Annotated in this window: 24 protein-coding genes and 2 pseudogenes; 4 read left to right on the plus strand and 22 right to left on the minus strand. The window is 64.9% G+C overall.

The genetic code is table 11. The features are described from left to right. Positions 1 to 1,062, plus strand: a 1,062-nt coding sequence (locus V5F77_RS24860; RefSeq protein ID WP_429007879.1) for a tyrosine-type recombinase/integrase, incomplete at its 5' end; no start/stop codon positions are given. A gap of 123 nt (positions 1,063 to 1,185) precedes the next feature. Next, positions 1,186 to 2,205 (plus strand): annotated as a pseudogene (locus tag V5F77_RS24865) (LLM class flavin-dependent oxidoreductase). Between the two features lie 41 nt (positions 2,206 to 2,246). Here V5F77_RS24865 and repC read toward each other — a convergent pair. The 20 genes from repC to V5F77_RS24965 form a co-directional block, all read right to left on the minus strand. Next, on the minus strand, positions 2,247 to 3,476 hold the full coding sequence (gene repC, locus V5F77_RS24870) for a plasmid replication protein RepC (RefSeq protein ID WP_429007880.1): 1,230 nt from the start codon (positions 3,474 to 3,476) through the stop codon (positions 2,247 to 2,249). A 156-nt stretch (positions 3,477 to 3,632) separates the two neighbouring features. Further along, on the minus strand, positions 3,633 to 4,622 hold the full coding sequence (repB, locus tag V5F77_RS24875) for a plasmid partitioning protein RepB (RefSeq protein ID WP_429007881.1): 990 nt from the start codon (positions 4,620 to 4,622) through the stop codon (positions 3,633 to 3,635). Between the two features lie 78 nt (positions 4,623 to 4,700). Further along, the gene (repA, locus tag V5F77_RS24880) at positions 4,701 to 5,900 is read right to left on the minus strand and encodes a plasmid partitioning protein RepA (protein ID WP_429007882.1); all 1,200 of its coding nucleotides are present in this window, start codon (positions 5,898 to 5,900) and stop codon (positions 4,701 to 4,703) included. Between the two features lie 351 nt (positions 5,901 to 6,251). Continuing rightward, on the minus strand, positions 6,252 to 6,572 hold the full coding sequence (locus V5F77_RS24885; RefSeq protein WP_429007883.1) for a DUF736 domain-containing protein: 321 nt from the start codon (positions 6,570 to 6,572) through the stop codon (positions 6,252 to 6,254). A 636-nt stretch (positions 6,573 to 7,208) separates the two neighbouring features. Then, positions 7,209 to 7,628, minus strand: coding sequence for a hypothetical protein (locus V5F77_RS24890; protein ID WP_429007884.1), 420 nt, complete (start codon positions 7,626 to 7,628; stop codon positions 7,209 to 7,211). Continuing rightward, entirely contained in the window at positions 7,618 to 7,878 is a 261-nt protein-coding gene (locus V5F77_RS24895) for a type II toxin-antitoxin system Phd/YefM family antitoxin (RefSeq protein ID WP_429007885.1), read from the minus strand. The genes V5F77_RS24890 and V5F77_RS24895 overlap by 11 nt, the downstream gene beginning before the upstream one ends. 72 nt (positions 7,879 to 7,950) lie before the next feature. Next, complete coding sequence (locus V5F77_RS24900; RefSeq protein WP_429007886.1) at positions 7,951 to 8,883, minus strand: DUF2493 domain-containing protein; 933 nt, start codon at positions 8,881 to 8,883, stop codon at positions 7,951 to 7,953. Positions 8,884 to 9,221: 338 nt separating this feature from the next. Beyond that, positions 9,222 to 10,283 (minus strand): DUF7146 domain-containing protein, encoded by a 1,062-nt coding sequence (locus tag V5F77_RS24905; RefSeq protein WP_429007900.1) that lies wholly within the window; start codon positions 10,281 to 10,283, stop codon positions 9,222 to 9,224. 15 nt (positions 10,284 to 10,298) lie between these two features. After that, positions 10,299 to 14,669, minus strand: a complete 4,371-nt coding sequence (locus tag V5F77_RS24910) for a strawberry notch-like NTP hydrolase domain-containing protein (RefSeq protein ID WP_429007887.1) — start codon at positions 14,667 to 14,669, stop codon at positions 10,299 to 10,301. A gap of 204 nt (positions 14,670 to 14,873) precedes the next feature. Beyond that, positions 14,874 to 15,071 (minus strand): hypothetical protein, encoded by a 198-nt coding sequence (locus tag V5F77_RS24915; RefSeq protein WP_429007888.1) that lies wholly within the window; start codon positions 15,069 to 15,071, stop codon positions 14,874 to 14,876. Between the two features lie 280 nt (positions 15,072 to 15,351). Next, a complete protein-coding gene (locus V5F77_RS24920) occupies positions 15,352 to 15,651 on the minus strand; it encodes a DUF4326 domain-containing protein (protein WP_429007889.1) in 300 nt (99 codons plus the stop codon). Positions 15,652 to 15,801: 150 nt separating this feature from the next. Beyond that, positions 15,802 to 16,044 carry a DUF6117 family protein gene (locus tag V5F77_RS24925; protein WP_429007890.1) on the minus strand — a complete coding sequence of 81 codons (243 nt, stop codon included), beginning with the start codon at positions 16,042 to 16,044 and terminating at the stop codon, positions 15,802 to 15,804. A 72-nt stretch (positions 16,045 to 16,116) separates the two neighbouring features. After that, on the minus strand, positions 16,117 to 16,809 hold the full coding sequence (locus V5F77_RS24930) for a hypothetical protein (RefSeq protein WP_429007891.1): 693 nt from the start codon (positions 16,807 to 16,809) through the stop codon (positions 16,117 to 16,119). A gap of 166 nt (positions 16,810 to 16,975) precedes the next feature. Continuing rightward, positions 16,976 to 17,170 (minus strand): hypothetical protein, encoded by a 195-nt coding sequence (locus V5F77_RS24935; protein WP_213375218.1) that lies wholly within the window; start codon positions 17,168 to 17,170, stop codon positions 16,976 to 16,978. A 59-nt stretch (positions 17,171 to 17,229) separates the two neighbouring features. Then, on the minus strand, positions 17,230 to 17,550 hold the full coding sequence (locus V5F77_RS24940; protein ID WP_429007892.1) for a DUF6915 family protein: 321 nt from the start codon (positions 17,548 to 17,550) through the stop codon (positions 17,230 to 17,232). A gap of 10 nt (positions 17,551 to 17,560) precedes the next feature. Next, entirely contained in the window at positions 17,561 to 18,037 is a 477-nt protein-coding gene (locus V5F77_RS24945) for a DUF6878 family protein (protein ID WP_429007893.1), read from the minus strand. A gap of 90 nt (positions 18,038 to 18,127) precedes the next feature. Beyond that, positions 18,128 to 18,766 (minus strand): hypothetical protein, encoded by a 639-nt coding sequence (locus tag V5F77_RS24950; RefSeq protein WP_429007894.1) that lies wholly within the window; start codon positions 18,764 to 18,766, stop codon positions 18,128 to 18,130. Positions 18,767 to 18,834: 68 nt separating this feature from the next. Further along, a complete protein-coding gene (locus V5F77_RS24955; RefSeq protein ID WP_429007895.1) occupies positions 18,835 to 19,212 on the minus strand; it encodes a hypothetical protein in 378 nt (125 codons plus the stop codon). Beyond that, positions 19,209 to 19,700 (minus strand): hypothetical protein, encoded by a 492-nt coding sequence (locus V5F77_RS24960; protein WP_429007896.1) that lies wholly within the window; start codon positions 19,698 to 19,700, stop codon positions 19,209 to 19,211. The genes V5F77_RS24955 and V5F77_RS24960 overlap by 4 nt, the downstream gene beginning before the upstream one ends. Before the next feature lie 106 nt (positions 19,701 to 19,806). Then, positions 19,807 to 21,933, minus strand: coding sequence for a ParB/RepB/Spo0J family partition protein (locus V5F77_RS24965; protein ID WP_429007897.1), 2,127 nt, complete (start codon positions 21,931 to 21,933; stop codon positions 19,807 to 19,809). Between the two features lie 437 nt (positions 21,934 to 22,370). Here V5F77_RS24965 and V5F77_RS24970 point away from each other — a divergent pair, with 437 nt between their 5' ends. Then, positions 22,371 to 22,682 (plus strand): hypothetical protein, encoded by a 312-nt coding sequence (locus V5F77_RS24970; protein WP_394015636.1) that lies wholly within the window; start codon positions 22,371 to 22,373, stop codon positions 22,680 to 22,682. Between the two features lie 21 nt (positions 22,683 to 22,703). Here the strand turns inward: V5F77_RS24970 and V5F77_RS24975 are convergent, their stop codons facing one another. Together V5F77_RS24975 and V5F77_RS24980 are read right to left on the minus strand one after the other, a co-directional pair. Continuing rightward, positions 22,704 to 23,630 carry a hypothetical protein gene (locus tag V5F77_RS24975; protein ID WP_429007898.1) on the minus strand — a complete coding sequence of 309 codons (927 nt, stop codon included), beginning with the start codon at positions 23,628 to 23,630 and terminating at the stop codon, positions 22,704 to 22,706. Beyond that, positions 23,630 to 24,019 (minus strand): annotated as a pseudogene (locus V5F77_RS24980) (zincin-like metallopeptidase domain-containing protein); the annotation flags it as partial. The pseudogene V5F77_RS24980 and the gene V5F77_RS24975, both read right to left, overlap by 1 nt. A 213-nt stretch (positions 24,020 to 24,232) precedes the next feature. Between V5F77_RS24980 and V5F77_RS24985 the strand changes: the two are divergent. Next, positions 24,233 to 25,633, plus strand: a complete 1,401-nt coding sequence (locus V5F77_RS24985) for a tyrosine-type recombinase/integrase (RefSeq protein ID WP_429007899.1) — start codon at positions 24,233 to 24,235, stop codon at positions 25,631 to 25,633. Positions 25,634 to 25,781: the final 148 nt, after the last annotated feature.

Here is a 25,781-nt window from a genome sequence, read left to right on the forward strand (position 1 = left end):
CAGGAGCACGCCGCGCCCTCCCCTGCAGCGCCGCCACCCGTCGTCATTTCGACGCTGGACGCCGCGGCCGGCCTGCCCGCCCATCTCGAACGCCTCACTGAGCGCGCCCGGGACTATGTCGAGGCCGCCAGCTCGGCCAACACCCGCCGCGCCTATGCTGCGGACTGGACGCATTTTTCCGCCTGGTGCCGGCGCCAGGCGCTGTCTCCCCTGCCCCCCGACCCGCAAGTGGTAGGGCTCTACATCACCGCCTGCGCCTCCGGCGCGGCGACGGCCGATCGCAAGCCGAACGCCGTCGGCACGATCGAGCGGCGCCTGTCGGCCCTCTCCTGGAATTATGCCCAGCGCGGCACGCCGCTCGACCGCGCCGATCGTCATATCGCCACCGTGCTGGCCGGCATCCGCAATACCCATGGCCGTCCGCCGGTGCAAAAGGAAGCGGTGCTACCAGAGGACGTCATTGCCATGCTCGAGACGCTGGATCGCGGCACGCTGCGCGGCTTGCGCGACCGCGCCATGCTGCTGCTCGGCTTTGCCGGCGGGTTGCGGCGGTCCGAAATCGTCGCACTCGATGCTGGCCGCGATCAGACCGAGGACGGCCGCGGCTGGGTCGAGATCCTCGACAAAGGGATGCTGGTCACCCTGCGCGGCAAGAACGGCTGGCGCGAGGTCGAGATCGGTCGCGGCTCATCGGACGCCACTTGCCCGCTCATTGCGCTGCAGACCTGGCTCAAGCTCGCAAGGATTGGTCACGGACCGCTGTTCCGCCGTGTCACCGGCCAGGGCAAGGACGTCGGCCCGGACCGCCTCACCGACCAGCAGGTGGCGCGGCTGGTCAAGCGCACCGCGCTCGCCGCGGGCGTGCGTGCGGACCTCAGCGAGGGCGAGCGGGAGATGAAGTTTGCCGGCCATTCGCTGCGCGCCGGCCTCGCCTCTTCGGCCGAGGTCGATGAGCGCTACGTGCAGAAGCAGCTCGGCCATGCCTCCGCCGAGATGACACGGCGCTACCAGCGCCGGCGCGACCGATTCCGGGTCAACCTCACCAAGGCGGCTGGGCTGTAAGCCGGCGGCCGGCGCAAAGCCCCCTCCCCTCCTCCTTGTTTCCGTTCGCCGGAGCACGGCGTGGCGCACCGAGAGCTCAAGGCCTAGATAAAGGCTCGCTCCTTCCTCTGACGCGGCCTCCTCATGAAAAAGATCGGTTTTCTGTCGTTCGGACACTGGACGCCCTCGCCGCAGTCGCAAACACGGACGGCGTCCGATGCGCTGCTGCAGTCCATTGACCTCGCCGTCGCCGCCGAAGAACTCGGCGCGGATGGCGCCTATTTCCGTGTGCATCATTTCGCCCGGCAGCTGGGCTCGCCGTTCCCGTTGCTGGCGGGGATCGGTGCCAAGACCACGCGCATCGAGATTGGCACGGCCGTGATCGACATGCGCTATGAGAACCCGCTCTACATGGCCGAGGACGCTGGCGCGGCCGACCTGATCGCCGACGGGCGCCTGCAACTCGGGATCAGCCGTGGCTCGCCTGAACAGGTGATCGATGGCTAGCGCTATTTCGGCTACGTCCCTCCCGAGGGCCAGAGCGATGCCGACATGGCCCGGCAGCACACCGAGGTGCTGCTCGAGGTCCTGCATGGCAAGGGCTTCGCGCAGCCCAATCCACGGCCGATGTTTCCCAATCCTCCCGGTTTGCTTCGCGTCGAGCCACACTCCAATGGTCTGCGTGACAGGATCTGGTGGGGTGCCGCAACGAACGCCACGGCCGAGTGGGCCGCGAAGCTCGGGATGAACCTTCAAAGCTCGACGCTGAAATTCGACGAAAGCGGAGAACCCTTCCACGTCCAGCAGGCTGAGCAGATCAGGATTTTCAGGGCGGCGTGGAAGGCCGCCGGCCACGAGCGCGAGCCGCGAGTATCGGTCAGCCGCAGCATCTTCGCGCTGGTCGACGATCGCGACCGGGCGTATTTCGGCAGCGATGAGAGCCAGGATCATTTCGGCTACATCGAGGCGGACCGGCGCGCCGTGTTCGGCCGCAGCTACGCCGCCGAGCCGGACGTCCTCGTGGAGCAGCTGAAGGGCGACGAAGCCATCGCAGAGGCCGACACTCTGCTGCTCACCGTCCCCAACCAGCTCGGTGTCGAGTACAACGCCCATGTCATCGAGGCGATCCTGACCCACGTCGCCCCAGCTCTCGGTTGGCGCTGACGGTTGCGGCAGCCCGCGCCGCGGCAATAGGCTTCCCATTCTCAGGCTCGCTTCTTATCCCGCTTCCGGCTGCCGATCAGGGCCATCAGCATCGGACCAAGGGAGAACCCTCCGGTCTCGGCCTTTTTCGTCAGATCGCGGATGTAGCCGCCGGCGCTGTTGATCGCGGCGCCGCGCTGGAGAATCGCCGCAACGACCACGGCGGCCTGAACCTCGCCCATGATGGTTTGCGCCTCCTCCCAGGCGCTCGGACTGATCCCCAGCATGGGCCGGACCACCGCGACGGTCGCCATAAAGTCGCGCCAGTTCGAAATCCCACTCTTCGCGTAGTCGCAGATATCTGGACAAGCGTCGAGGATCATCCCCAAGGGGTAGGACCCTTCCGGCATCCGCGGTGTTTGGGGTTCTGGCACTGCCCTCGCCCCCCTCTCTTCTCGGAGAGCAGGTTCAAGTTCAATTAGGGAGTTTGGTTTTGAACTTTGTTTGTGGCGCTCAAATGTGGACTCATTGGCGCTCGTTTTTTCTGTATTTGTATGAACTTCCAGCAGCATAAGGATCTCGTCCGCCAGCAGAGTGAGTTCCTCGGCGATCGGCTCGAGCTCACCGAGGGTGGCATTGCGCGGAATCCGGGCCATGACGGCGCGGAAGAGCCCGTGGATCTCCGTCCAGTCGGCCGGTCCCTGCCCTGCCCGCCTCGTCGGTACTCCCTCCTCCAAGCCCGTCGCGATCATCTTCGCAATGTCGCGCCGGCAGATGGTGATGCGTTCACGTACGAGCTTCATCTCGCGCTCGGCCGCCAGGACCGTCTCGGCAATCCGTTCGAACTCTTCGGCGCGCGCTACGAGCGGGCCGAGATCGAAGCCAAAGGCCATCGCGACCTCGCCGTCGCGGCCCTTGCGGGCGTAGCGCTTCCCGTTCGGGCTGTCGCGGCGAATGATGAGCCCAGCGTCGACCAGGACGGCCAGGTGCTTGCGCAGCGTTGATGCCGGCATGCCATGCGCCCGTCGTGCCAGCTGATCGTTCGAGGGAAAGACGATCAGGTCTTCCCCCGTCAGCATGGTCTCCGGGTGAAACGTCAGTAGCGCGTTGAGCACCGACAGCGCGCGCTCGGACACGCCGAGTGTGACCCTCGCAATGCAGAGCGTCTGATAGACGTGCCATTTGTGAACCGCCTTTTCGGGCGGCCGTGCTTTTGCGATCGCCTGATTTGCCACATGGGCAAGCGTCAGCGTTCGCCGCCCGAAGGGCGTCGTCGATAGATGTGGTTCCACGTTCTTTCACCTTCGATGAGGCAAAAGAAATCCGCTCGCCGAAAATCGACGCCTGAAACGCTTGACAGTGATTCGCGGAAATGTGATTCTTTGGTTGCTTAGATCAAAGAAAAGGCTTCCGCGCGGCGACGTTCGGGGGCTTTTTTCTTTTGCGGTTTAATCTCCTTGATTGCGGGTTTTCGTCTCCTTGAAGTCGCGGTAGAGCGTCTCAAGGTTGGACGAAATGAAGCGGCCGAACTCACTCGCGTCTTTTGATTTGAGCGAGAGGCTGAAAGTTTTTCCGGTGTTGCGATAACTGGCCGCGACCATCTGGTCGTCGGGAGCCCATTCTCCCGACCCTCGATCATGGGCCGGCTTGCGCGCCACCTTGCGCACCCGCTTCAGTTCCATGAGGAGACGGTTGAAGCGTTCAGCGCTTTCGACGGACTGGAAGTCGTCTGTGCCAACCAGCTCGCGCGCGAACTCGGCGTTCTTAGGGAGAGCGAGAAGCTTCTTAAGCTCTTCCCATCTATCGCGCCCAACGGACTTCGCCGCTCCGATCGCATCGACCACTATGGATGGCACCGACTCCACCACGGAGAGCATCCTCGACAACAACGTGTCGTCGATGCTCAGCGCCGATTTAATCGTTTCCTTGCTCTGCCCCATACTGAGCAACTTCGCGGCGAACAGCGCCTTTTCGATAAAGGACAGGTTCGCGCGGCGGGAATTCTCCTGACCCTGGGCAACGATGTGCGCGATCGCCTCGAGGTTCTTCACGACCGCTCGAACAGGGATGCCGAGCTCTTTCGCAGCCCGGGTTCGACGATGCCCGAAGACAATCATAAACCGACCGTCCACATCCGGGTGCGGTCGCACGAGGATTGGCTGCAGTTGACCTTCCTTTTCAATCCCCTGCTTCAGCAGAGCGAACTCTTCCTCGTCATCCTCAATACGATCGGAGACAAAGGATCCATCGACCAAATTCGGATCAAGGCTGACGACGGCTTCGCCAGCAATCATCTTCTTGGCATTCTCGGCCATTTCCTCAATCGACAGCATCATCGAGCGCGATGCGCCGCGACTGGCATATTCAGACCTGGCTTCGTGATCAGCCTTCGTCGTCTCATGACCAGTAACGCTGGCTAGGAGGTTCTTACGAGCCATGGCGACCTCCTATCATCGGGAGCAACCCATTGGTGCGTGGAGGCATTTCGGACTTCTGCACGGCTGTCAAAACAGAGCTCATTTGCGACCCCATGCGTTATGAACGAGCGTCGTGATTTCCTCATTCACGGCGTTCAGGGCATCGAGCGCACGGTCATAGGTCGCCCGGATGAACTGGGAGCGCTCGACCTCATAAAGCGATTGGTTCGTTATCCCGGCGTCCGAAATCGCTGTGGACTTCAGCATCGGGCTTTTAAGCATCTGCTTTGGAAACAGAGCTTGCATGAATCCGACCATCTGGGCCTGCGGACCATCCGTGGGCTCGTATCGAGTGACGAGATATCGAAACCACTTCAAACGGACCTGGGCGCCTGCCTTGCTGATCGACTTCAGAATCCCTCCGAGCATAAGCAGGAATTGGCTCATAGACATCACGTCGAGCATCTGCGGATGAATTGTGATCAGGACTGACGTGGAGGCAGTAAGGGCCGTCAGCGTGAGATAACCAAGCTGCGGCGGACAATCGATCACGACGATATCGTATCGATCGTCGACCTCTTTCAAAGCGTCAGTGACACGGGTGAAGAACATGCGACCATCCGAAGATGCCTTGTTAGTGGCAGCTAGCGGTGTGTCGTACTCGTACTCTTGAAGCTCCAGATTTGCCGGCACTATGTCGAGTCCGGGAAAGTTGGTTGCGCGGATTACCTGCGAGATTGGCTTCTTGGCTTCGTCGTAGCGGAGCGCTTCATACAGCGAGGGGTTCTTGTCGAGTTCTGGCTGAATGCCATGCAGCGCGGAAAGCGAAGCCTGCGGATCAAGATCGATCGCAAGCACACGATGACCGGTGAGAGCGAGGTGCTGGGCAAGATGAGCTGCTGTGGTGGTTTTGCCGCTGCCGCCCTTGAAGTTCACCACGGAGATCACTTGGAGGCGCTCTCCCGCCCTTCGGTGGGGAACGTACTTCTTGAAGTCTGCCCGGCCGTGCCGGTCGAGATATTGCCTCAACTCCAGCATTTGTTCCGCGGTGTATGTTCGACGTCCTGAGACGGAGGTGGTAGGGGTCGGACCCTTCCCGTCGAGATGCAGCTTCTTGACGTTGGACTGCGTTACGCCCAAAAAATACGCCACCTCGGCGAGTGAGAACTGCCGCAGCCCTTTGGTGGCATCGGGCGGGTAGTGCTCAATTCGAAGCATGTTCAGCTTGTCCGAGATCAGTTCTCCTTGCTGGAGAATGGTCTCGTGGAAGCTGAACGCCTCGACGTCCTCAGCGGGCATTGCCATTGTCATTTTCGCCGTTTCTCGGAATAACGCTTTTCCGAACGAATTGTCATTCCAAGCGGGAATTATGCCCGATTCTCTCGCGACGGCAATCGGTTTTAAGTTAATGAGAAGTTAACGGCGCGCATTGAAGCGCGGCGAGCAGGCAAAGGGGCGAGGAATGCGATATGCCGCTGCATTCATTGCGTATTTTCCCACTTTGCACGGCTGTCAAAAGTTGCGAAGTCGATCGCGCGCGTCGTCAGCTTCACGCGAACTAACGACCCAACAAGTCCCCCACAGGCTCGAGTCGGACTTCAATCCGCGAGGTCGCCGGCCCCGCTTGTTTGCGGGGCCGGCGGCTTCGGGTCAGCTGGCGGGGTTCCAGATGATGACCTTCTTGTTGGGATCCTCGCCCGGCGCCGGCGCCACGTTGCCGTAGATCGTGCCGAACTCGGGGGCCGAGAGCGAGACCGAGATGTACTCCTCGCCGGTGGTCTTCGAGATCCGGTTCCAGCCGGCGCCCAGCTCGAAGCCGTTCTTGCGCGAGATCACGCGGTAGTCCGGCTCATTGTCCTTCGCCTTGCGGGTGTTCGGCACCAGCGCGATCGGCGCGGTGACGTTGAGGGTGGCGAGCGTGCCTTCGAGGTTGCCGTCCGCCTTCTGGGTGAGGGTTGCGATCGTGGCCATGTGAAGTCTCCTTGAGGTTGCTCGGGGAGCATCCCCGATGACGCCCAAAGGAAGGGGCGGACGCCGTCGTCACCGCAGCGAAGCGCAGGGGAACCCCCGGTCGGGGTCCCCGCGATGCCCGCATCGTGGGGTGGCCAGCGGGGTTGACGGCACTAGGCGGCCGAGACCCGGACACAGGCGGCAAAGAGGAGGGGATGGGCTTCGAAGCCACCGACCACAGGGGACACCCTCCAGGCCACGCCCGCCCTCGCCCTTGCCAGGCAGGACGCGCGCCGCAGCGCCGCCTCGTCCGGTATCCGTCATGGCCGCTCAGGACGCCCTCGTTCCCCAGCACCGCGATGGACAATTGCAGCGCTCCGCCCGATCGCGCCGGCCGCGCCGCGCCAACGCCCGCCGGAACCACGGACCACCACCAACGGCAGGAACCCTCACGTCGATCCCACGCCAGCGCGCGGGCCGCATCCTGGACAACACACCACGTGACAGGGCAATTCCCGACAGGGTCGTCGCGATCCCCACAAAGCCGCAGCAGAGACCACAAACAAGCGGGGCCGGCGCTCAGCAGACGCATTGACGGAAGAGTCCGACGCGCCTTTCGGCCGGCACCGAAGCCTTTCGGCAAGTCCGGAAAGCCGGCTAGTCGATGCGATCTATGCGCGCCTGTCCGGCCCGGAAGAGGGGAGAAACCGCGCTCGCAAGTTTCATCATGAAGGAACGACTGAAACGTCCGAGTGCGGGCTCGCCCGCATCGAGATAGAAGGACCGCTCGGCGATATCATAATTGTACTCGCTGACGCTGATCCAGGCCCGCTTGAGATCGCTGAGCCCGCCGCGCCGGCATTCGATTTCGGGAACCTCGATCGCAACCTGCTCGGAGCCCGGCTGGCGGCTTGAAATCGCCAGGAGTGCAAGGTGGGTCAGACCGTCAGATCCGCGCACTGCAAGGATGACACAGGCGGGTCGATCCTTCCGACCTTCGGTCTCGCCGCGTTGCTGCTGCCACTTCCAAAGGTACGGATACTGGATGATCGCGCCGGGCCGCAGGTCATCGGTCATCGTCGTAGCCTTCGCCCTTCGCCAGACGATCGAGCTCGCCCGAGAACAACGAGGCGACGTCGTCCGGCGTCTCGCCGGCGGCGTATACGCGACGGGGGTCGCCTTCGCCCCTGATCTTCTGGTAGTGCTCGTAGCTCATCATGACGAAGCGGGGCTTGCGATGCCGCGTGATGACGATCGGCGCCTTCGTCGCCGCATCGGTGACTTCGCCGACCTGCTTGTTGAGGTCATTGGTGGTGAAGGCGCGCATGTGAATGCTCCCCGAAAATATCCATGATTTCCATCATATCCATGTTTCCCATGACTTCAAGGGAACCGACGCTCACGCGCCACCCCCGAACCGCCAGACCGGGATGCCCATCGCCTTCGCCTTGTCGGCCAGGTTGTCGGTGATCCCGGAGCCTGGGAAGACAACGACGCCGATCGGCAGCGCCTTGAGCAATTCGTCGTTGCGCTTGAAAGGCGCCGCCTTGGCGTGCCGCGTCCAGTCGGGCTTGAAGGACACTTGAGGCACCTTGCGCGCATCCGCCCACCGCGAGGCGATGAACTCCGCGCCCTTCGTCGATCCGCCATGGAGCAGCACCATGTCGGCATGTTTGGCATGCACCTTGTCGAGCACGTCCCAGATGGCCTGGTAGTCGTTGCAGTCGAGGCCGCCGGCGAAGGCGACCTTCACTCCGGCCGGCATCAGAGGCTCGATCTCAACCCGGCGCTTGGCGGCGAGGAAGTCCCGACTGTCGATGACCGCGGCGGTCAGGTTGCGATGATTGACCTTCGAACCCGTCCGCGGATGCCACACTGATCCGACATGGGCCTCGAAGAGGTCGGCGGCGTGCTCACGGAAGAACTCCATGGTCTCGCGGCGCTCAATCATGGTCGTGCCCTCGGCGATGAGGCGTTCGAGTTCGACGGAGCGCACCTCCGAGCCGTCCTGCTCCTGCTGGCTCTTGCGCTGGTCGTCCTCGTTGCGGTCGAGCTCGCGCTGAATGCGGCCCGCCGCGCGGTGGAACAGGTTGACGGTCGACCAGAGCAGGTCCTCGAGGTCGGGCTCGAGCCGGGTGTCGGCCAGGGTCGCGATGAGAGCGTCGAAGATGTCGGCGAGGGCGCCCCGGACCACGGGCTCATCGGGGAGGGGTCTCGGATCGGGCTCGTCCTGGTGCCGGCGGTGGCCGTAGAGCTGCAGTTCGTGGATGACCTGGGATGTCGCGGACGAAGCGTGGATCGGCTCGTCGTCGGGGTGCTGGTCGATCGCCATGGGGATGTCCTCCGTGGGGTGGCGGCCGCGCCCATCGCGGCCTTCGTGGCGATCAGGCGGCGGAGGGGCCGGGCTTGCACCGCCAAGCGCAGTGCGGCGGCCGGAGCATCGCGGAGGAGGGCAGGGCGGGGGCTGTTTTGGTTCGCGATGCAAAGGCAGGCTTTTGCCTGCCGGCGGAAAACAGTTGCCGACCGCACTTGCCGGCCCGGCCGCTCTGACACCCACTCGCCCTCTAGAAGGCCATGGATGCGGCCCTCTCACGCCAAGGGACAATCTCCTGCGATCAGCACGACCGGCTCCCCGATGCCGCGCACCTCTTCCCCTCCCGGCGCATTCCGTCACGCCGCGAGCAGGAACCGCGCTCCGTCCTGCGGCACGAGCTGGGACCCCAGATCCGCAGCGAGGCTGGGGCTGCCGAGCCGTCGAAGATCCTCGTTGAAATCGCCGAGCCTTGGCGACAGCGTCAGAACCTCGATCCCGAGCTGCCGCGCACGCCGGCTCAACCGCTCCATCCCGCTGCGTCCGGCGGGATCAGCATCGACCGCGACGTAGAGACGTCCCAGCGAAGGCGGGAGCTGGATCGCGGCAAGGTGGTTGGCCGACAGTCCAGCGATCATCGGCATCCTGGGCATGACCATGCGCAGCGACATCATGGTCTCGACGCCTTCGCCGGCGGCCATCACCGGAGTGGATTCGTCGGAGCGCATGCCGAAGCGAACGCCGTTGCCGAGAAGGTCTCCCATCGCCCGCCGCTGCGACGCGACCGGCGCTTTCTCGCCAATGTCGTGGGGATGAAGCCAGGTGCGATGCACGCCGGTGATGCGTCCACGATCGTCGGTGACGGCTGCGATCAGAGCCGGGAACGTGCGTGTCGGTGCATCATCATTGTCGCGATAATAGCAATGCGGATGGAAACGAAGGGACCGGTCATCGACGATCGCTGAGGCGATGCCGCGGTGCAGAAGGTACATGTCGGCCCACGTGCTGGCGATCGGGCGCGCCATGGCGAAAAGACACCGTGCCGCCTCGCACGTATTCCGCGGCTTCGACGAAGATCGTGATCCGGGAAGGGGAGGGAGCTCCGGCAGGGGCAGGCTGAGGAAAGCCCGCGCTTCATCCTTGGCGTCGCGGATGTCGGTGAGGCCACGGTTGAGTGCAATTAGATCCAGCAGGTCGCCATGCTCACCGGTTGCGCCATCGGTCCACTTGCCGGCAGCACCCTTGCCGTAGTCGGGGCCGCTGAGCCTGACATAGAGGGATCGCCCCGGCGTGCCGAGCGTGTCGCCGACAAGCCAGTAGCGACCTTCCTTGTGACCGGCACGGAGATAATGCCGGCACACCGCTTCCGCATGACGCGCGAGGCGGCGTGCCAGCTCGGAGGCCGAGTTGGCGGAGGACATCATAACGGCCTCCAATCATGCGGCCGCGCGGTCGATGACCGTCGTGAGCGGGTGTCGATCCAGCAGCCGGCCAACGACATCGAAGCCCGACACGCCGACCGGGACGAAGAAGCGCAGCTTCCAGGCGATGATCTCGCTGAAAAGGCCCATCGCGCGGAGCCGGTCCCGCATGCCCTCGGTGAACCCAGTGAGCTCGATGCGATGATCATTCATCACGCGCACCCGGCGAAGCTGGAGCCCGTCGGCAAGTTGCAGGACGGCGCGGCCGGCCGAGACCGCCTCCCATGCTTCCCCTGTGGTGAGCGTCGGCGCGCCATCCTGGCCAAGATTGCGATAGAGCGTCGAGAGTGCCGCCGGCGAAATCAGCCGGCCGATGACGCGCTCGCCGTCATCGGTCTGCAGGCGGTAGACCTTGCAGGTCTCGTCGGGGATTCGCTTCCAGATCGGGAGCAGAAGGCCGGTGACGACATGAAACGTCGACGTCGTGAACTCCGGCAGGTCCGCGATCTCGGCAGACCAGGCCGCAACGAAGCTCTCGCGATCCGCTTCCTCCCAATGCGTCTGCGACAGCGCGTCGAGGCCGATCGCATGCCGCTCCGTCGGCCGCAGCAGGCGGACGCGGCGCTCCACCTCGCCGTCGTCGAGCATCAGGCTCGCAGCGGAAACCTGGACGGCGGCGCGGTTCGACTTGGCATTGATCAGCAGCTTGGCATCACGCTCGGCAACGCGCTGCAACGCCTCGTCGAGCGACATCGACTCGTTGCGATCCTTCCGCGCGATCGTGAAGACGCGGGTTTCGGCGCCGGAGGCGCCATGGACGTAGACGGTGCGGCGCTTGGCGACGACCATGCTGTCGGCCCGCACGGTCTCGACGCCGGCGTCGTAGTGACCCGAGGCAATGGCCTCCTCGATCTTCGCCACCAGGATGGTCTCGAAGACATCGAAGAGCAGGTTTTGCATGCCGATGGTCAGGGCGAGCAAACGGTTCAGGAAGGTGGTGATCGCCGGCAGCTCCTCCCGGATCGAACCGTCGCTATCGGTCAGCGAAAGGCCCGTGGCGCTCTCGAACTGCTGCAGCGAGCACCCGTCGATCTTGCCAGTGAGGAGGCGCAGATAGAATTGCCGCAGCGCCGCTTTCGCGTAAGCCGATTCGAGATTGTCATCGGCGCGGAACAGGCCCTGGCCGCCGGTCTGGCGCTGGCCCTTGGTGATGGCGCCGAGCGTGTCGAGCCGGCGCGCGATCGTCGACAGGAAGCGCTTTTCCGCCTTCACATTGGTCGCAACCGGACGGAAGAGAGGCGGCTGCGCCTGATTGGTGCGGTTCGTCCTCCCGAGGCCCTGGATGGCCGTGTCGGCTTTCCACCCGGCCTCGAGGAGGTAGTGGACGCGCAGGCGCCGGTTCCGCGCCGAGAGTTCGGCGTGGTAGCTGCGGCCGGTGCCGCCCGCATCGGAGAAGACGAGGATGCGCTTGTCGTCGTCCATGAACGCCTGCGTCTCGGCGAGGTTTGCGGAGCCCGGGCGATTTTCGACGGCAAGGCGATCGAGGCCGTCCTTGCCGGCCTTGCGCACGATACGGCGGGACCGGCCGGTGACCTCTGCGACAATATCCGTCCCGAAGCGCTGGATGATCTGATCGAGTGCGCTCTGCACAGGATCGAGCGCCGCGAGATGCTCGATCATCCGGTCGCGGCGCGCCACGGCCTCGCGGCATTGCACCGGATGGCCGTCCTCGAAGACCGGCCGCGACGACAGATTGCCCTCGCTGTCCGTGAAAGGCTGAAAAAGCTGCGTCGGAAAGGAATGCTGGAGATAATCCAGCACGTATTCCCTCGGCGTCACATCGACCTGGATATCGCCCCAGTCCTCGGTCGGGATCTCCGCGAGGCGTCGCTCGAGCAGCGCCTCGCCGGTGGAGACGATCTGGATGACGCCAGCGTGGCCAGCGGTGAGATCGCGGTCGAGGGCCGCGACCAGGCTTGGCGTCTTCATTGCGGTAATGAGGTGACTAAAGAAACGTTGCTTCGAACTTTCAAACGCCGACAGCGCGGCCGACATCGCCTGGCCGTTGAGCGTGCCCTTCGCCGACCGGATGTTCGAGGCCTCCATCGCCGCGCGCAAATTGTTGTGGATGACCTGGAAGGCGCCGGCATAGGAGTCGTAGATGCGGATCTGATCGGGGGTGAGCTGATGCTCGACGAGCTCATATTCGACGCCCTCATAGGAGAGCGACCGCGCCGCGTAGAGCCCCAGTGCCTTAAGGTCGCGCGCCAGCACCTCCATCGCTGCGACGCCACCGTCTTCGATGGCGGCGACGAACTCCGCGCGATTGGCGAAGGGGAAGTCGGTGCCGCCCCACAGGCCGAGGCGCTGGGCGTAGGCCAGGTTCTCGACGGTCGTCGCGCCCGTCGCCGAGACGTAGAGGATGCGGGCGTCCGGCAACGCGTGCTGCAGCCGCAGTCCGGCCTTGCCCTGCTGCGAGGCCGCCTGGTCGCCGCGCTCGGTCTTGCCGCCGGCGGCGTTGGCCATGGCGTGGGCCTCGTCGAACACGATCACGCCATCGAAGTCTTTGCCGAGCCAGTCGACGATCTGCTGGACGCGGCTGACCTTCCCCTCGCGCTCCTGCGATCGGATCGTCGCATAGGTCGTGAACAGGACGCCTTCGTCGAGACGAACCGCCGCGCCCTGGCGGAACCGCGACAGTGGCGTGACCAGGAGACGTTCTTGGCCGAGGACCGACCAATCGCGCTGCGCATCTTCCAGCAGCTTGTCCGACTTCGAGACCCAGACGGCGCGCCGACGGCCGCGCATCCAGTTGTCGAGCAGGACGCCGGCGACCTGGCGGCCCTTACCGGCCCCCGTCCCGTCGCCGAGGAACCAGCCGCGCCTGAAACGAACCGCGTTCTCGGCATCGTCTGGCGCCGCGGCGACCACGTCATAGGTCGCATCGACCGTCCAGGACCCTGCGAGATGGCCCGCATGGGCCTCGCCGGCATAGATCACGCTTTCCAGCTGCGCATCGGAGAGCAGGCCGTCCGTGACGACTTTCGCTGGGAGCCGCGGGCGATAGGCCGGCTTGGGCGGCGCGACCGAGGCCATTGCCGCCGATTGCACCAGAAGGGTCGGATGCGGCATCGCGTCCGGAATCCGGATCGATTGCAGCGCGTAGCCCTCATAGATCGCGTCCGAGAGGCTGCCGCGCTCGCTCGGCGCCCAATCCACGGTCTCGTAGGCGAGCTCGACAACCGGCTCGTCAGGCGCCGTCAGCATGGTCGATCGAAGAGGACGCGACCCGGCCGATGGGATCTGGCGCGGTTGCCTGACGATGGACGAGGAAGATGGGCGAGCCGCCGCCATCCCAATGGGCGCGCGCTTCGGCAGCCGCTCGGCGATCCAGTCCAGCAGCATGCCGACGTCGGACGCGGCACCGGGCGAGACCGGAAACGCGCTCGCATCCTCGGCTGGCATCTTGTCGATGACCGTCAGCCTCGTCTCGATCGTCGTGCCGTGGGGCGCGTAGACCCGGCCGTCAATGACGGCGGAGAACACGACACGCCCGCGCTCCTGGAGGCGGATGAAACCGTCGCGCCACCGTGGCGCATCCGGCGCCATGCTCGCTCCGGTGATCGCGACCAGTCGGCCGCCGTCCCGCAACCTCGCGAAGGCAGACACGAGATGCTGGAACGCGGCGTCCCGCACTGTCCCATCGACATGAGCGGCAACGGAGAATGGCGGGTTCATCAGGACGACGGTGGGGCTGCTGCCCTCGTCGAGCCGATCATCGATCTGCGCCGCATCGTGGCGTGTGACAGCGACCGATGGAAAGAGCATTGCGAGCAGATCCGCCCGCGTCTCGGCAAGCTCGTTGAGCGCCATGCTGACGCCTGGCTGCTCGACAAGAACGGCGAGAAGCCCGGTGCCGGCCGAGGGTTCGAGGACGATATCGCCGTCGGTGACGCCGGCAGCGACGGCAGCCACCATGCCAAGGTCGATCGGCGTCGAGAACTGCTGAAAGTTCTGGCTTTCCTCGGAGCGACGGGTCTGGGTCGGCAGGAGCGATGCGACGCGCGACAGCATCGCGAGAAGCGCCGCGGGCTTTGCCGCCTGCCGGCGCATGGCCGGGCCATATTTGCGCAGGAACAGGACCTGCGCGACCTCGCAGGCCTCATAGGCGTCGCGCCAGAGCCAGCTGCCGTCCGAATCCGAGCCGCCGGTGGCCGCCTCCATCGCGCTGCGGAGAATGGAAGTGGTGATGCGGCGCCCGCGTGCGAGCTCTGGCAGAAGCAGCTCGGCGGCCGCAAGAATTTGGGCTGCGTTCGACGGGGCGGGAGACGCGAGAGCGGAAGGCGCCGCGGCACACGCTGCCGTGGAGGTGTGAAGGCCATTCATGGGGGGCGATCCGGGAGAGCTGGGATGGGCAATCCGCCGGTCGCTCTCTCTCTCAGTCCCGGCCGGATCGCCCCTTTCCGGCCTTCCTCTCACTCTTGGGCTGGGCGCGGACCATGGCTCTGTCCACTCCCGGCTGCGGCTTCTCGGAGTCAGCGCTGATGGATGCTTGGCCGCCGCAATGGGCGGCGGCCAGTGTTCAGCGGCTCAGGAAACATCGAAGTCATCAGCCAGGCCGAGCTCTTTCAGCCTCGCGATATCTTCGAGACGGACAATTTCGAAGTCGTCGGATCGGTGGCTGAACTCGCCGCGCCACACCTCTCCGAGCGTCGCCCACGCCCCATCCGGCCACACTGCGATATCGTCGGGATGGTACGGCGGCGTCTGCATGGTCGTCCTGCTCATGATCCAGTCTTTCTGAAATTGGTCGGGGTCATTCCCGATGACGCCATAGGAGAGGGCTGGACGGCGCGGTCACCGAGTAGACGAGGGGAACCCCTCGCGGGTTGACCGGCACAGCCGGCGAGACCGCTACCAAGGTGGCAATGGAAGGGATGGCCACGGCTCATACACGGGGCATGGGCAAGATGACCGCCAGGACAGACGGTATGCCGGAACCGGAACTATGCCGGATCGCGCCAGAACAGCGGGGACGCCTCCATGGGTACGTGATGAATCGGCGGCGCTAGGCCGCCTGGCGCCACCAGGCGATGCGCTCCTCGCGCGTCGCGCTGGCGAGCCGCAGCAGGAGGTCGCCGTGGCACGCTGCCGGCGCGCAGAAGCAGACGAGATCGTGACCGCGAAGCTCATCGAGAGCTCGAAGAAGATGATGCTGGTCATGCAGCCAGCGCTCATGTTTCGCGATGACGGTTGCACGATCGCCATCGGGGCCAATCCTGAATGGATTGCCCCACTTTGTCCCGCGGCCGATATAGATGGCGCCGTGCGGGACGCCGATCTTGTGCTTGTTGAGAACCTTGCACATCGCCATCACCTCCTGATCTGCACTGCAACGGCATGTCGGCGGGACGCAGCCAGGCTTTGCAGGTCACGCTCGACCTCATGGTCGGGGCGGAAACGGCGTGTCCGTTGACCCGCAAAGTGCGGCGTCCAGACAGGACCTGTTGTGGGCGCGTCAGGTCGACGGCGACGTCGCCGGCGGTTCGAGAGGCGGCAGATAGGCGTCGTAGGGGTCCGCATCGGCGAGATGACCAAAGGGGGTCATCGTGAAGTCAGCGCCGTCGCGACCGACGGCACAGATCACGTATCGCGGCGCGCCGGTCACCGCGTCAGCACATTCCAGCAAAGCGAGGTTTCCGTCGCGGGCGGCCCGCAGGAGCGTCTGGAAGTTCGCGCGTGCATGGTCGGGTATAGCCATGGCAGGTCTCCTGAATCAAAAGCCCGGCACAGTGGCCGGGCGCAAACGGAGGCGTGAGCAGGGAAGGGGAGGTCAGCCGGGCGCCTGATCGCGCCGCTCGGCGGCACGAATGGCCGCGACCGCCGCGCGAAACTCGGCGGCGCCTTGTTCTTCCGACAGATCGCTGCAAGCGACGACATCGAGACAGGCGGAGCGAATGTCGCTCTCGGTCACCGCGTCCGGGTTGATCGAGGTGAGATCGGGGTCGGCCCCGATCGCCTCGGCAATCTGCTCCTTGACCGCGTGCTCGCGGACACGAAGAAGAACATGCGTGCCGGCATAGAGGGCATCATGCGCATCGTCTCCAAGGAAGTCCTCGACGATGTCGTTGGTGGATTTGCCACGGATGGCATCAGCCGTGATGACGACGGCCATGCCACCGAAACCGTCCGGACGCATCCGGGTGCAGGTGAAGGCGGAGATGGCGGTGACATGGTCGAGCGTCGGCGAGCGCCGGACGATGTCCTGCAGGATGAATTCCCACGACATCCCGCTGAGGTCGATCTCGACATGGGTGTCGTCATCGGTGAGCGCCGCGACCCTTTCAGAGATATAGGCGTTCACGGTACTCTCGGTGTCGGCCGAGGCGGCGATCGCACGCCGAAGGTCTGGAACCGGGAGCTCGAAGCTGTCGCTCGGACCGATCTCGGCGAAGAGGTACAGACCGTCTCCGTCCGCCTCCGTGTCGAAGATGTGGCCGAGGATCAAGCGCTCGAGCGCCGTCATGTCGGCACTGGGGATGGTCGGTTGGATCACCGTGGGAGAGTGATAGTCAGCCATTGGGTCTGCTCCTGAAATGAAAAGCCCGGCGCGAGGGCCGGGCAGCGGAAAGGACGGACGACGTGTTCGCATCGGCGGATGCGACGGATCGCGATGGTGGACGACGAGCGCGTCACAGGCGGAATGTGCGAACGAGCTCCTGAGCGTTGCGGTGATGTTCGAGCATCACGCGGTAGAACTGCTTGCGCTGGGCACGCTTGGCGGGATCGTGCCGGGCTTGTCGCGCGAGCTTGCGAGACGCGGCGCGGACGACGGCTTGCCAGCTCGCATGAACGGTGATGTCGAGCCGAAGATAGGTGCCGTACATGATCAGGCCGCCTCCGTGCTCGCTGCCGCCAGGGCGGGATCGACCTGGAGTTCAAGGCGCTACGCGCGCCCCATCCAGGGCTCCGGGCGGATGGTCCGAACCCAATCAGCGAAGGACGGGATGAAGCCGAGATCCTCCTGAACATGCTGTTCGCCGACCCAGCGGGTCGGGATCGCACGGCCGGTCGAGAGCGTGATCGTGGTGCCGAAAATGGTCTCCGCCATGAAGATGCCCTCGGCGTGGTGCCGCAAGGCGCGGTGGCGAAAGTCCGCGGTGATCTGCTTCGATGCATCGAACCAGCTATGAATTGCGAGATAGTCCTCGACCGTTCCGCCCCACTTCTTCACCGAGGACAAAGCGTGGTGATAGGGATGTGCCATCGTCGCCTCCTCAGAACTCGTGGACGTAGTTTTCGGTGGCGCTGTACCGCTCGTTGTAGTCGAGGCTGATCGACCGCTGTTCGACGTCGAATGTGAAATCGCCATAGGCGCCGTCGCTGTGCTCCCAGCCGCTGTGAGTTTCGCCCAGAAAGTCGTAGGCGAGTTCCTCGATGGCGGCCCGCAGCGACAGTGACTGCGTCCTGGCTTCGGGCTCCCGCCATGCAGGACCGGTCATTTTGACCAGGGTGTCCGGAAGCGAGACGGCCTCGGCTCCCGCGAGGGCGTCGATGCTCTCGATCTGCCCGCTATCGCCATAGCCGTCGAAATTGAGGGCTACGCTGGTGATGCCGGCGGCCGCGAGCGCGTCGAACAGCGCCTCCTTGTTTGCCGTGAGACGATCAACGGCCTGCCGACGGTGTTCGTCGAGTTTGCTCGACCAGTCGTCGAGGCTGGCCGGCGTGATCGGCGTAGGGTTGTCCTTGGTCATGATGGGCTCCTGAAAATGAAAAGCCCGGCTCGAAGCCGGGCGGGTTGGGGACGCTTGAGGAGAAGTGTGCACAGGACAAACCGCGGTCGATCACGGCGGCGCCGGGATCACCTGGTATTCGATGGGTCGTCCGTCGACGAAGGTCGGCACCAGCAGGCGAGCACGTTCGCAAGCGGCGTCGGCGTCCTTGCGCTCGAGAAAGCGAAGCGCCCGTGCAATCGACAGGGAAGCACGTGTTCCCCATTCGGGGTCCCAGCCGCACAGGTAGTCCTGTTCGCCGAAGCCGTTGATCACCCGGGCGACGACGAAGCCGGTCGGCGGGACTTCGCCGATATCGGGGTCGCGGGCGCCGGCAAGGATCGCTTCGCCCTTGGCGATCGCCGCATGGGCGCGCGGAATCCAGTAGGATCTTTCCTGCCCATCGAGATCGCGGTCCTGGGCGAGCAGTTTCAGGAGCCCGAGCAGGATCTCGAAATGATCGGCCTTGCGGGTGACGCCCTCGCCGAAGTGGCTCGGCACTGGCAACGCGACGCCATAATAGGCGGCGTCGACGCCGGGCCAGATGCCGGACACATAGGTCTCTCCGGCGCTCTCATAGTCGCGCTGCTCGCGCGACCAGTCGTCGTCCTCGATGGCCAGACGGCACGCCTGTGCGAGCGTCTCGGCCTCGTAAGTCTGATGCCGGAAAACCGGCAGGTGATAGGTGGTCTCGATGGTGAAGGCAGGCATCGTCGTGCTCCTGAAACGAAAGCAGCCCGGCATCGCTGCCGGGCTGCCAGGTTGATGGGGATGGGACATCAGGCGGCGCGCGATGCGCCCGGTCTGGTCGCCATCACGGCGCGAACCTGCGCGGCGAGGGCGGGTATGTCGTCGAGCAGGGACAGCGGCGCGAAGTGATTGGCGCCGCCGGTATAGTCACGGCGATCGCGACAGGTTCGAATGAGGATGCCGGTGTCGGCGCGGGTCGCCGGCTGGCAGACCTGCACATAGATCTGCTCGCCATGGAGAGTGATTTCGCCCGAGACGGCGATGCCGCCCTGGTTCGAGCGTAGATCGAAGCGGCCGGCAGGAAGGCGCAATTCAGCGACGAGCTGGCGCAGGCGCGCTCGGGCCGTCGCGTGGAACCGGCGCTTGCGTTCAGCGTGATAGGAGCAGTCGGCGTACCAGTCTATCACACGGCCTCCTGCGCCGGAGACCCCGATGCGTCGGCGTCGGCGGATGCATCGCCGAGGTCGTCGACCAGCTCGATGCGGGCCCCGGGGTGTCGGTTCTGCCTGAGCCAGGCATCGGCCGCGGCGCGGTCATCGGCGAGATGGAGAAGCTCGACGGCTTCGCCACAGGGCCGCACGATGCGCCAGCTATCCGGCTTCGGAACGTCGATCACCTCGAACTGCAAGGCGCTGTCGACACCATGGGTACGGTGGACGATGACGAGCACGACATTGGCGCTGCTGATGTCGCCCTCATGCAAGGTAATGGTGGCGGGACTGGCAAGCCGGCCGGTTCCGAAGGGCGGGGACTTGCGGATGAGCCGGCCGACGCCGTTTGACCGCTCCCACGCTGCGAGCTTCCTGGTGAAACGTGCGGGCGGCCGCGGGCGGCCGTCGGAGAACCGGATGAGGGCGCCGAGCGGCGCGTTGTCGTAGATCGCTTTCGCGGACATGATGAGCTCCAGAAACGACGAAGCCCGGCGCGGGGCCGGGCTCGTCTGCGGGATGATGGGTGAGAAAGTGCCGGGGCGACCGATGCCGCCCCGGCGTGTCAGCGGATCACTCGGCCGCGTCGAGGTGTTCGATCTCGCCGTCGGGATCGCCATCCGCGCCTTCGTCGGCATCGATGTCGCCGGCGAGGAATTCAGGCAGGTCCTCGTCGCCCGCGTCGCCGGCCGATGCGTCGAGTTCCTCGTCGGACATCTCGCGCGTGCGCAGCGGCTCGGGAAGCCAGCTGGAATCGGCGAGCAGGCGCTGGGCTTCCGCCGCCATGTCGGCCTTCTTCAGGTGGTCGATGAGCTGGGCGGACTGCTCGCCCTTCGCCTCGCGAACCGCCTCGAGGATCCGGACCTTGGGCACGCGGCCGAGATAGTTCTCGACGGTGGGAACCCAGCCGACCGCCGCCATGTCCAGCGTCACGGCGCGCGCCAGATGATCGGCGTGAGCCTGCCGGTCCTTGTTGCGGTTCCAGGGCTCATGCACGGCGTTCACCGAGAGCGACGCGCAGTACGCAAAGAGCGCCTGGCGGCTGTCGCCGTCGAAAGCGACCAGGGCGTTCCACAGATCCGCGGACTTCTCCGGCAGGTGCTTCTGCCATTCCTCGTGCCGCTCGCCGATCGCCTTGGCGGACGGCGTGTCCTTCAGGCCCGGGGCCTGAGCCGTGAAGCCGCTGCTCTTGGCGGTGATCTCGACGCAGGTGTCCGACGCATAGCGGTAGAAGGCGTTCAGCACGAGCACATGCAGCACCGCGAGGAAGGCCGTGTCGAAATCCGCCCCGACCGCCTCGCGCAGGGCCAGCGTGCGATGCGCCGTCAGCTCGATGATCAGACGCTCGGAAAGCGGACGGAGGGCGTCCTCCTCCTCCGGTTCCGACTCCGCGCCGCCGCTCTCGCCTGCGGGCTCGCCGCCGACGGTGATCGCCGCCTGCGAGGTAGATGCACGAACGCCCGCACCGGGGTTGTCGCCCCCGATCTCCGAGCCGGCATCGGCGTCAGGGGCTACCTCGTCGTCCGGCCTGACGAAGCCACGCTCGATCTCGAGCGCACCATCCTCATCGATGCTGACGAACACGCCGGCGCGCGCGATCTCGGCCGTATCGTAGCGAAGCGGGCGAAGCTCAAAGGCGGCGATCGCCGTCTCCAACTCGCCGAAGCGCTCGTCGACCTCGTCGGGAAGCTCGTCGGCGCTGTCATACTGCTCGTTCAGCGCATCGAACTCGGCCTTGAGCGCCTCGTAGCCCGCAAGCTCCTCCGTCGACATGTCGATCGGTTCGCCAACCAGACGGCGCAGGCCGTTTGCGTAGCCGTACTTGAAGTCGAGTGCCGCCGAGACCCATTTCCAACCCTCGCTCGCGATGGTCTGCGCCTCCGCCTTGAGCTTGTCGTCGACCAGCCGGTCGAGAAGCGCCGGATCCTGCAGCCAGCCGCCATGATCGTCGGTGAAGAGATCACGCATCACCACGCCGCCGGCGGCTTCATAGGCGTCGAGGCCGACGAACTGAGCGCGACGGTCGCTGACGCGCACCGCGCTCTCGGTGAGAAGCCTGCGGATGTAATAGGCCTCCTTGTTGTAGGAACGGGACAGGCTGTCCCAGACCTGCTCCTGGCGGGCATGGTCCGAGGAGACGCTGAACGCGGTGAGCTGCTCCAGCGTCATATCCTCGGCCGCATAGACCTCGAGCAGCTTTTCCGAGACGGTCGTGAGCCGCAGCCGCTGCTTGACGACATTGACCGGCACGAAAAAGCGCGCAGCGATCTCCTCCTCGCTAAGGCCCTTGTCGATCAGGGCCTTGAAGCTGCGGAACTGGTCGAGCGGGTGGAGCGCCTGGCGCTGGACGTTCTCGGCAAGCGAATCCTCCTCCGCCGAGGTGCCGGACGAGGCGTCCCCGACGACGCAGGGCACCAACGCAGTCTTGGCGAGGCGCTTCTGCTTCACGAGGAGTTCGAGGGCACGGTAGCGGCGGCCGCCGGCGGGAACCTCGTACATGCCGGTCTCGGTTCCCTCCTCGTCGAGCACGGGGCGGACATTCAGGCTCTGCAACAGCTTGCGGCGGGCGATATCCTCCGCCAGTTCCTCGACGCTCACGCCGGCCTTGATCCGGCGAACATTCGCCTGGGACAGGATCAGCTTGTTGAAGGCGATGTCCCGGGCGCCGTTCAGGACGATCTTCTGGATGGCAGGTGCCATGTTCGTTCTCCGTGGCGGACCGGCCGGGAGCCTCTCTCCCCGCCTCCTGATCCGTCACGAAGTGACCCGGCCCCTCTCTCGCTCTCGGCTCGGGCACGAACGGCCGTAGCCCGGCCGGCGCCCGCGACGGAAATGTTGACGGCCGAACAACGATCTGGAACCGAGCGCCCCGACTCGGTATGAAAGCTGCGGGGCGGTACGCGCCGCCCTGGGGCGTGGAAACCCCAAGAGTACCGGTTTGGCGCCGGCCGTTACGGCGCCGGATTCCTTGACCATGCGGTCGGGGAGCCTGCGACGTATGTCCAGGCGCCCCCGGGTGCTAAAGGTCGTAGGGACCGGGTACTCTCGGTTTTCCAACTCCCCGATCATGGGTGGTCGAGGGCATGTTTGCGGGGGCGGACCGCAGACACATGCCCTGGGAGTGGGAGACCTGAAATATGGCGAAGGTTGCCGCACCCGAGCCAGGTTCCCTGGAGGAGCGCGCCGTCGCCGCGCACCGCGCCTATCTGATGGCGCTGGTCGCGTGGGAGCGCACGCTGCACCGGATGAACTGCGCAATCTGCAGCCCTTCAGATCTGTGCGAGAACGAGCGTGTGCAAGTCTGTGTCGCTGCCGAAGCCGAGAAAGAATCACGTCGGATCGCGTTCCGTGATCTCTGTGACGAACTTGGATTTGTTCCCGCCGGCCATGTTATTGCGTTGCCGGCGGAAGAATTATCGGCCTGCTGTGATTTAGCTTCGTCGCATTGAAGCGGAGTTGAGATCATCGGCTCAGACGCCGCACAGGCCTTCGCATTCGTTCGCGAAGAGATCCTGCTGACCGCGGTCGGCGGCGGTCGACAGATCCGCCTGCTCCAGCGGAACGGCCGAACGATGGAGGTAGAGCTCGGCGCGCATGCCCCGCATGCCCGTTCGAATCGCGCGGTCGACTGTGACCGCGTCACGCCACCCTTCCGCGTCGTGGTCGCGAAGAGCGCGCCACATGGCGTCGCTGTGGAACGGACACCCGATGCAGCTGCTCTTCGGCGGTCGAGGATATCCGTGCCGATCGAGCCAGCGCAGGCAATCCCAACGGCCCATCCGTTGTTCGATCAGGGGCCAGCGATTGACCTGCCAGGCTTCCCGGCTCGGCTTCATCCGGACCACTTCGTCTAGCGAGATGCCGATCCACTGTTCGACGACAGCGTGGTTCGGCGAGTGTCGGCCGGTGAGACCTGCGAGCTCCCGGACCTTCCTGCGGATGGGCACGATCTTGTACTCTGACGTGCATTGGCGGCGGATCATGCCGACGTCGACGAGATCGGTCGCGAGGACCCGCTCGCCGATCTGGACGTCTTCGCCATCCTCATCTTCGCCATAGACGGCGATCGGGGAGCCCGCGGGCGTCACGGTGCGGGTGAAAGCGGGGATCGAAGCCCACCGCAGGCCGCCGGCGCCGTCCAGGAGATCGTCGCGGAGATTGCCAGCCGCCACCACATGCACCGGAAATGGCAGGACCGCCTCCGAACGGAGCCAGGCGAGATGATCGTAGACCGCGCGTGGCTCCCAGCCGGTGTCCGCGAAGATGGCGCAGTGGGGAAGGGGCCCCAGCTCACCATGCGCGGCCATCAGGGCGAGGGTGGTCGACTGTACGCCGGCGCCGAGGCTGAGGACACGGAACGGCTCAGTCGGTTTGGGTCCGGGCAGGGGGCCGCGCATCACGCCACCTCCTGCTTGTCGCCGTCCGCGTCCTCGTCTGCCAATCCATCAGCGTCCGGAAGCAGGGTCAGTAGATAGTCGGCTGCCTTGGAGGCGGCGCTGGCAGCGCGGACGATGGCACGATTGTCCTCGCGAACGATGTCCAACCAGGCGCCGAGATAGTCGGCATGGCGCACGGTCGGGACGATGCCGATCGACGCGCAGACGAAGGCGGCCGAGAGCTCGGCCACGCATTCCTCGACGAAGTAGGGCTTAGAGCCGAATTGCCCGCTCTGGTCGCGTCCGAGACGCGTCCGTGCCCCCGTCCAATGCGACAGCTCATGGGCGGCAGTGCGGGCGAAATTGATCGGGACGTGGAAGGCGCCAGGCCGTGGCACTTGGACGTTATCCAGACTCTGTGTTCCGTCTCATCGCTGTGACCTTTGCAGCGTAGGATCAACGCCAATGACATCCTTCCCCGCTCAAGGTGAGGCGATGCGATTTTCCCGCCGGGGCGGGCTCGAGCCCGTCCCGGCGGGAAAATCGCGGCCAAGGAGAATTCGATACCGCAGCTCTTCTTCACTGATCTTTCGGCGCTACAGAGATCCGCTACGGTTGGTGGCATGGTCCATGCTCTCTCGGCGGTCGAAATCGGAGGCGCGGAGTCCCTGGGGCTTGTCGATGGCATGCCGTTCATTCTCCGCGATGACGGCAGCTACGATCACGAGTTGAACCGTTTCTTCCGCGCTTGTCCGACGATGGGCGTGCGGTCGATGAACAGTTTGCGGGCCTATGGCCGCGATATTGCGGTCTGGCTGCGCTTTCTTTCCGAACGTCGTGACGGAAAATCCGCCTGGCAAGCCGACCGGGGAGACATTGCGGCCTTCCATGAGGCGCGGCGTCTGTCGGAACCGTCTTATCGGATCTCGGCCGGTTCGTGGAACCGTTCGATTGCCGCTCTCGATAAGCTCTATCGCTGGGCCGTCGACGAAAAGCTCATCGAGACAGCTCCCTTCACCTATCGGCAGTTCTGGACACGATTTGCGCCAAGCGGCGCCGTCAAAACAGTCTCGGCAAACAGTGCGCGGGAGACCGGAGCGCGGCGGGGCAACATGCGGTTCCTCGACCTCGCCCGATACAGGCTGTTCCGTGATGTCGGTCTGCGTGGCCGCCTTCCTGACGGACGGGAAGATCCTTCCTGGCGTGGGCGAAACAGTGAACGCAACGCCTTGTTCGCGGAATTGCTGATTACGACCGGACTGCGCCTTCAGGAGGCGTCGAGCCTGCTTGAAACGGAGCTGCCGAGGTACGAGTCGGCTCAACCGACCGGTGCTCGGTCGGTTCCCTTCCGGCTGGCGGCGGCCGCTGCGAAGGGGCAAAAAGGGAGAGAGATCCGGCTGCCGCTCCGTCTTGTGCGGCAGTTGCATGACTATATCGCTCTGGAACGGGCCAATACGCTGGTCCGATATGGCATGCATAATGGCGTTGCCCGGATCGATCGGGCGATCCGGGTCGTCGAATACGATCGTCGGTCGATGCGCATCGTCAGCGACCGAGAGACCGCGCGCGTCAGCATCGACATGCTGACGCCGCTGGAACGAGCCCGGCTCGTTCACAACGGGAGCAACATGCCGCTGTCGCTGTGGCTGACCGAAGGCGGCTTCCCGATGCCGATGGCGGCATGGGAAGCGGTGTTCCTGCGGGCGAGCGCGCGGTGCCAACGGTTCGGTCTCGACATCGAGGTGACCCCGCACATGCTGCGGCACAGTTTTGCCGTTCATATGCTGACGCTGTTGTTGCGAGAGCAGATCGGCTGGGTGATCGATAACCGAAGCGAGCAGGTTGGGCAGGCTTGGCGTCGACTGATCGGTGATCCCCTGCTCAAGCTGCAGCGGCTGATGGGACATAGCCGTATCGAGAGCACGTACATCTATCTGGAGCATCTGGAAGATAGCCAGGAGCTGGTCGATGCGGCGATCGATCAATGGGGGCTCGATCTTGCCGCCAGTGAGGTCGCGCTGTGAGCCGGGGGCGTCGCGCCCGCTTTCCGGAGATACCGGCAGGCGAAGATCGTGGCGGACCGAACGTATCGGTGATCAATCCTCGCCGGTTTGTCGTTCAGGCGGATGGCAAGGAGGCTCTTGTCGACCTGATGTCGTGGTCGCGGCCTAA

The organism is Roseixanthobacter psychrophilus (assembly GCF_043195195.1).
Classification (GTDB): domain Bacteria; phylum Pseudomonadota; class Alphaproteobacteria; order Rhizobiales; family Xanthobacteraceae; genus NCEH01.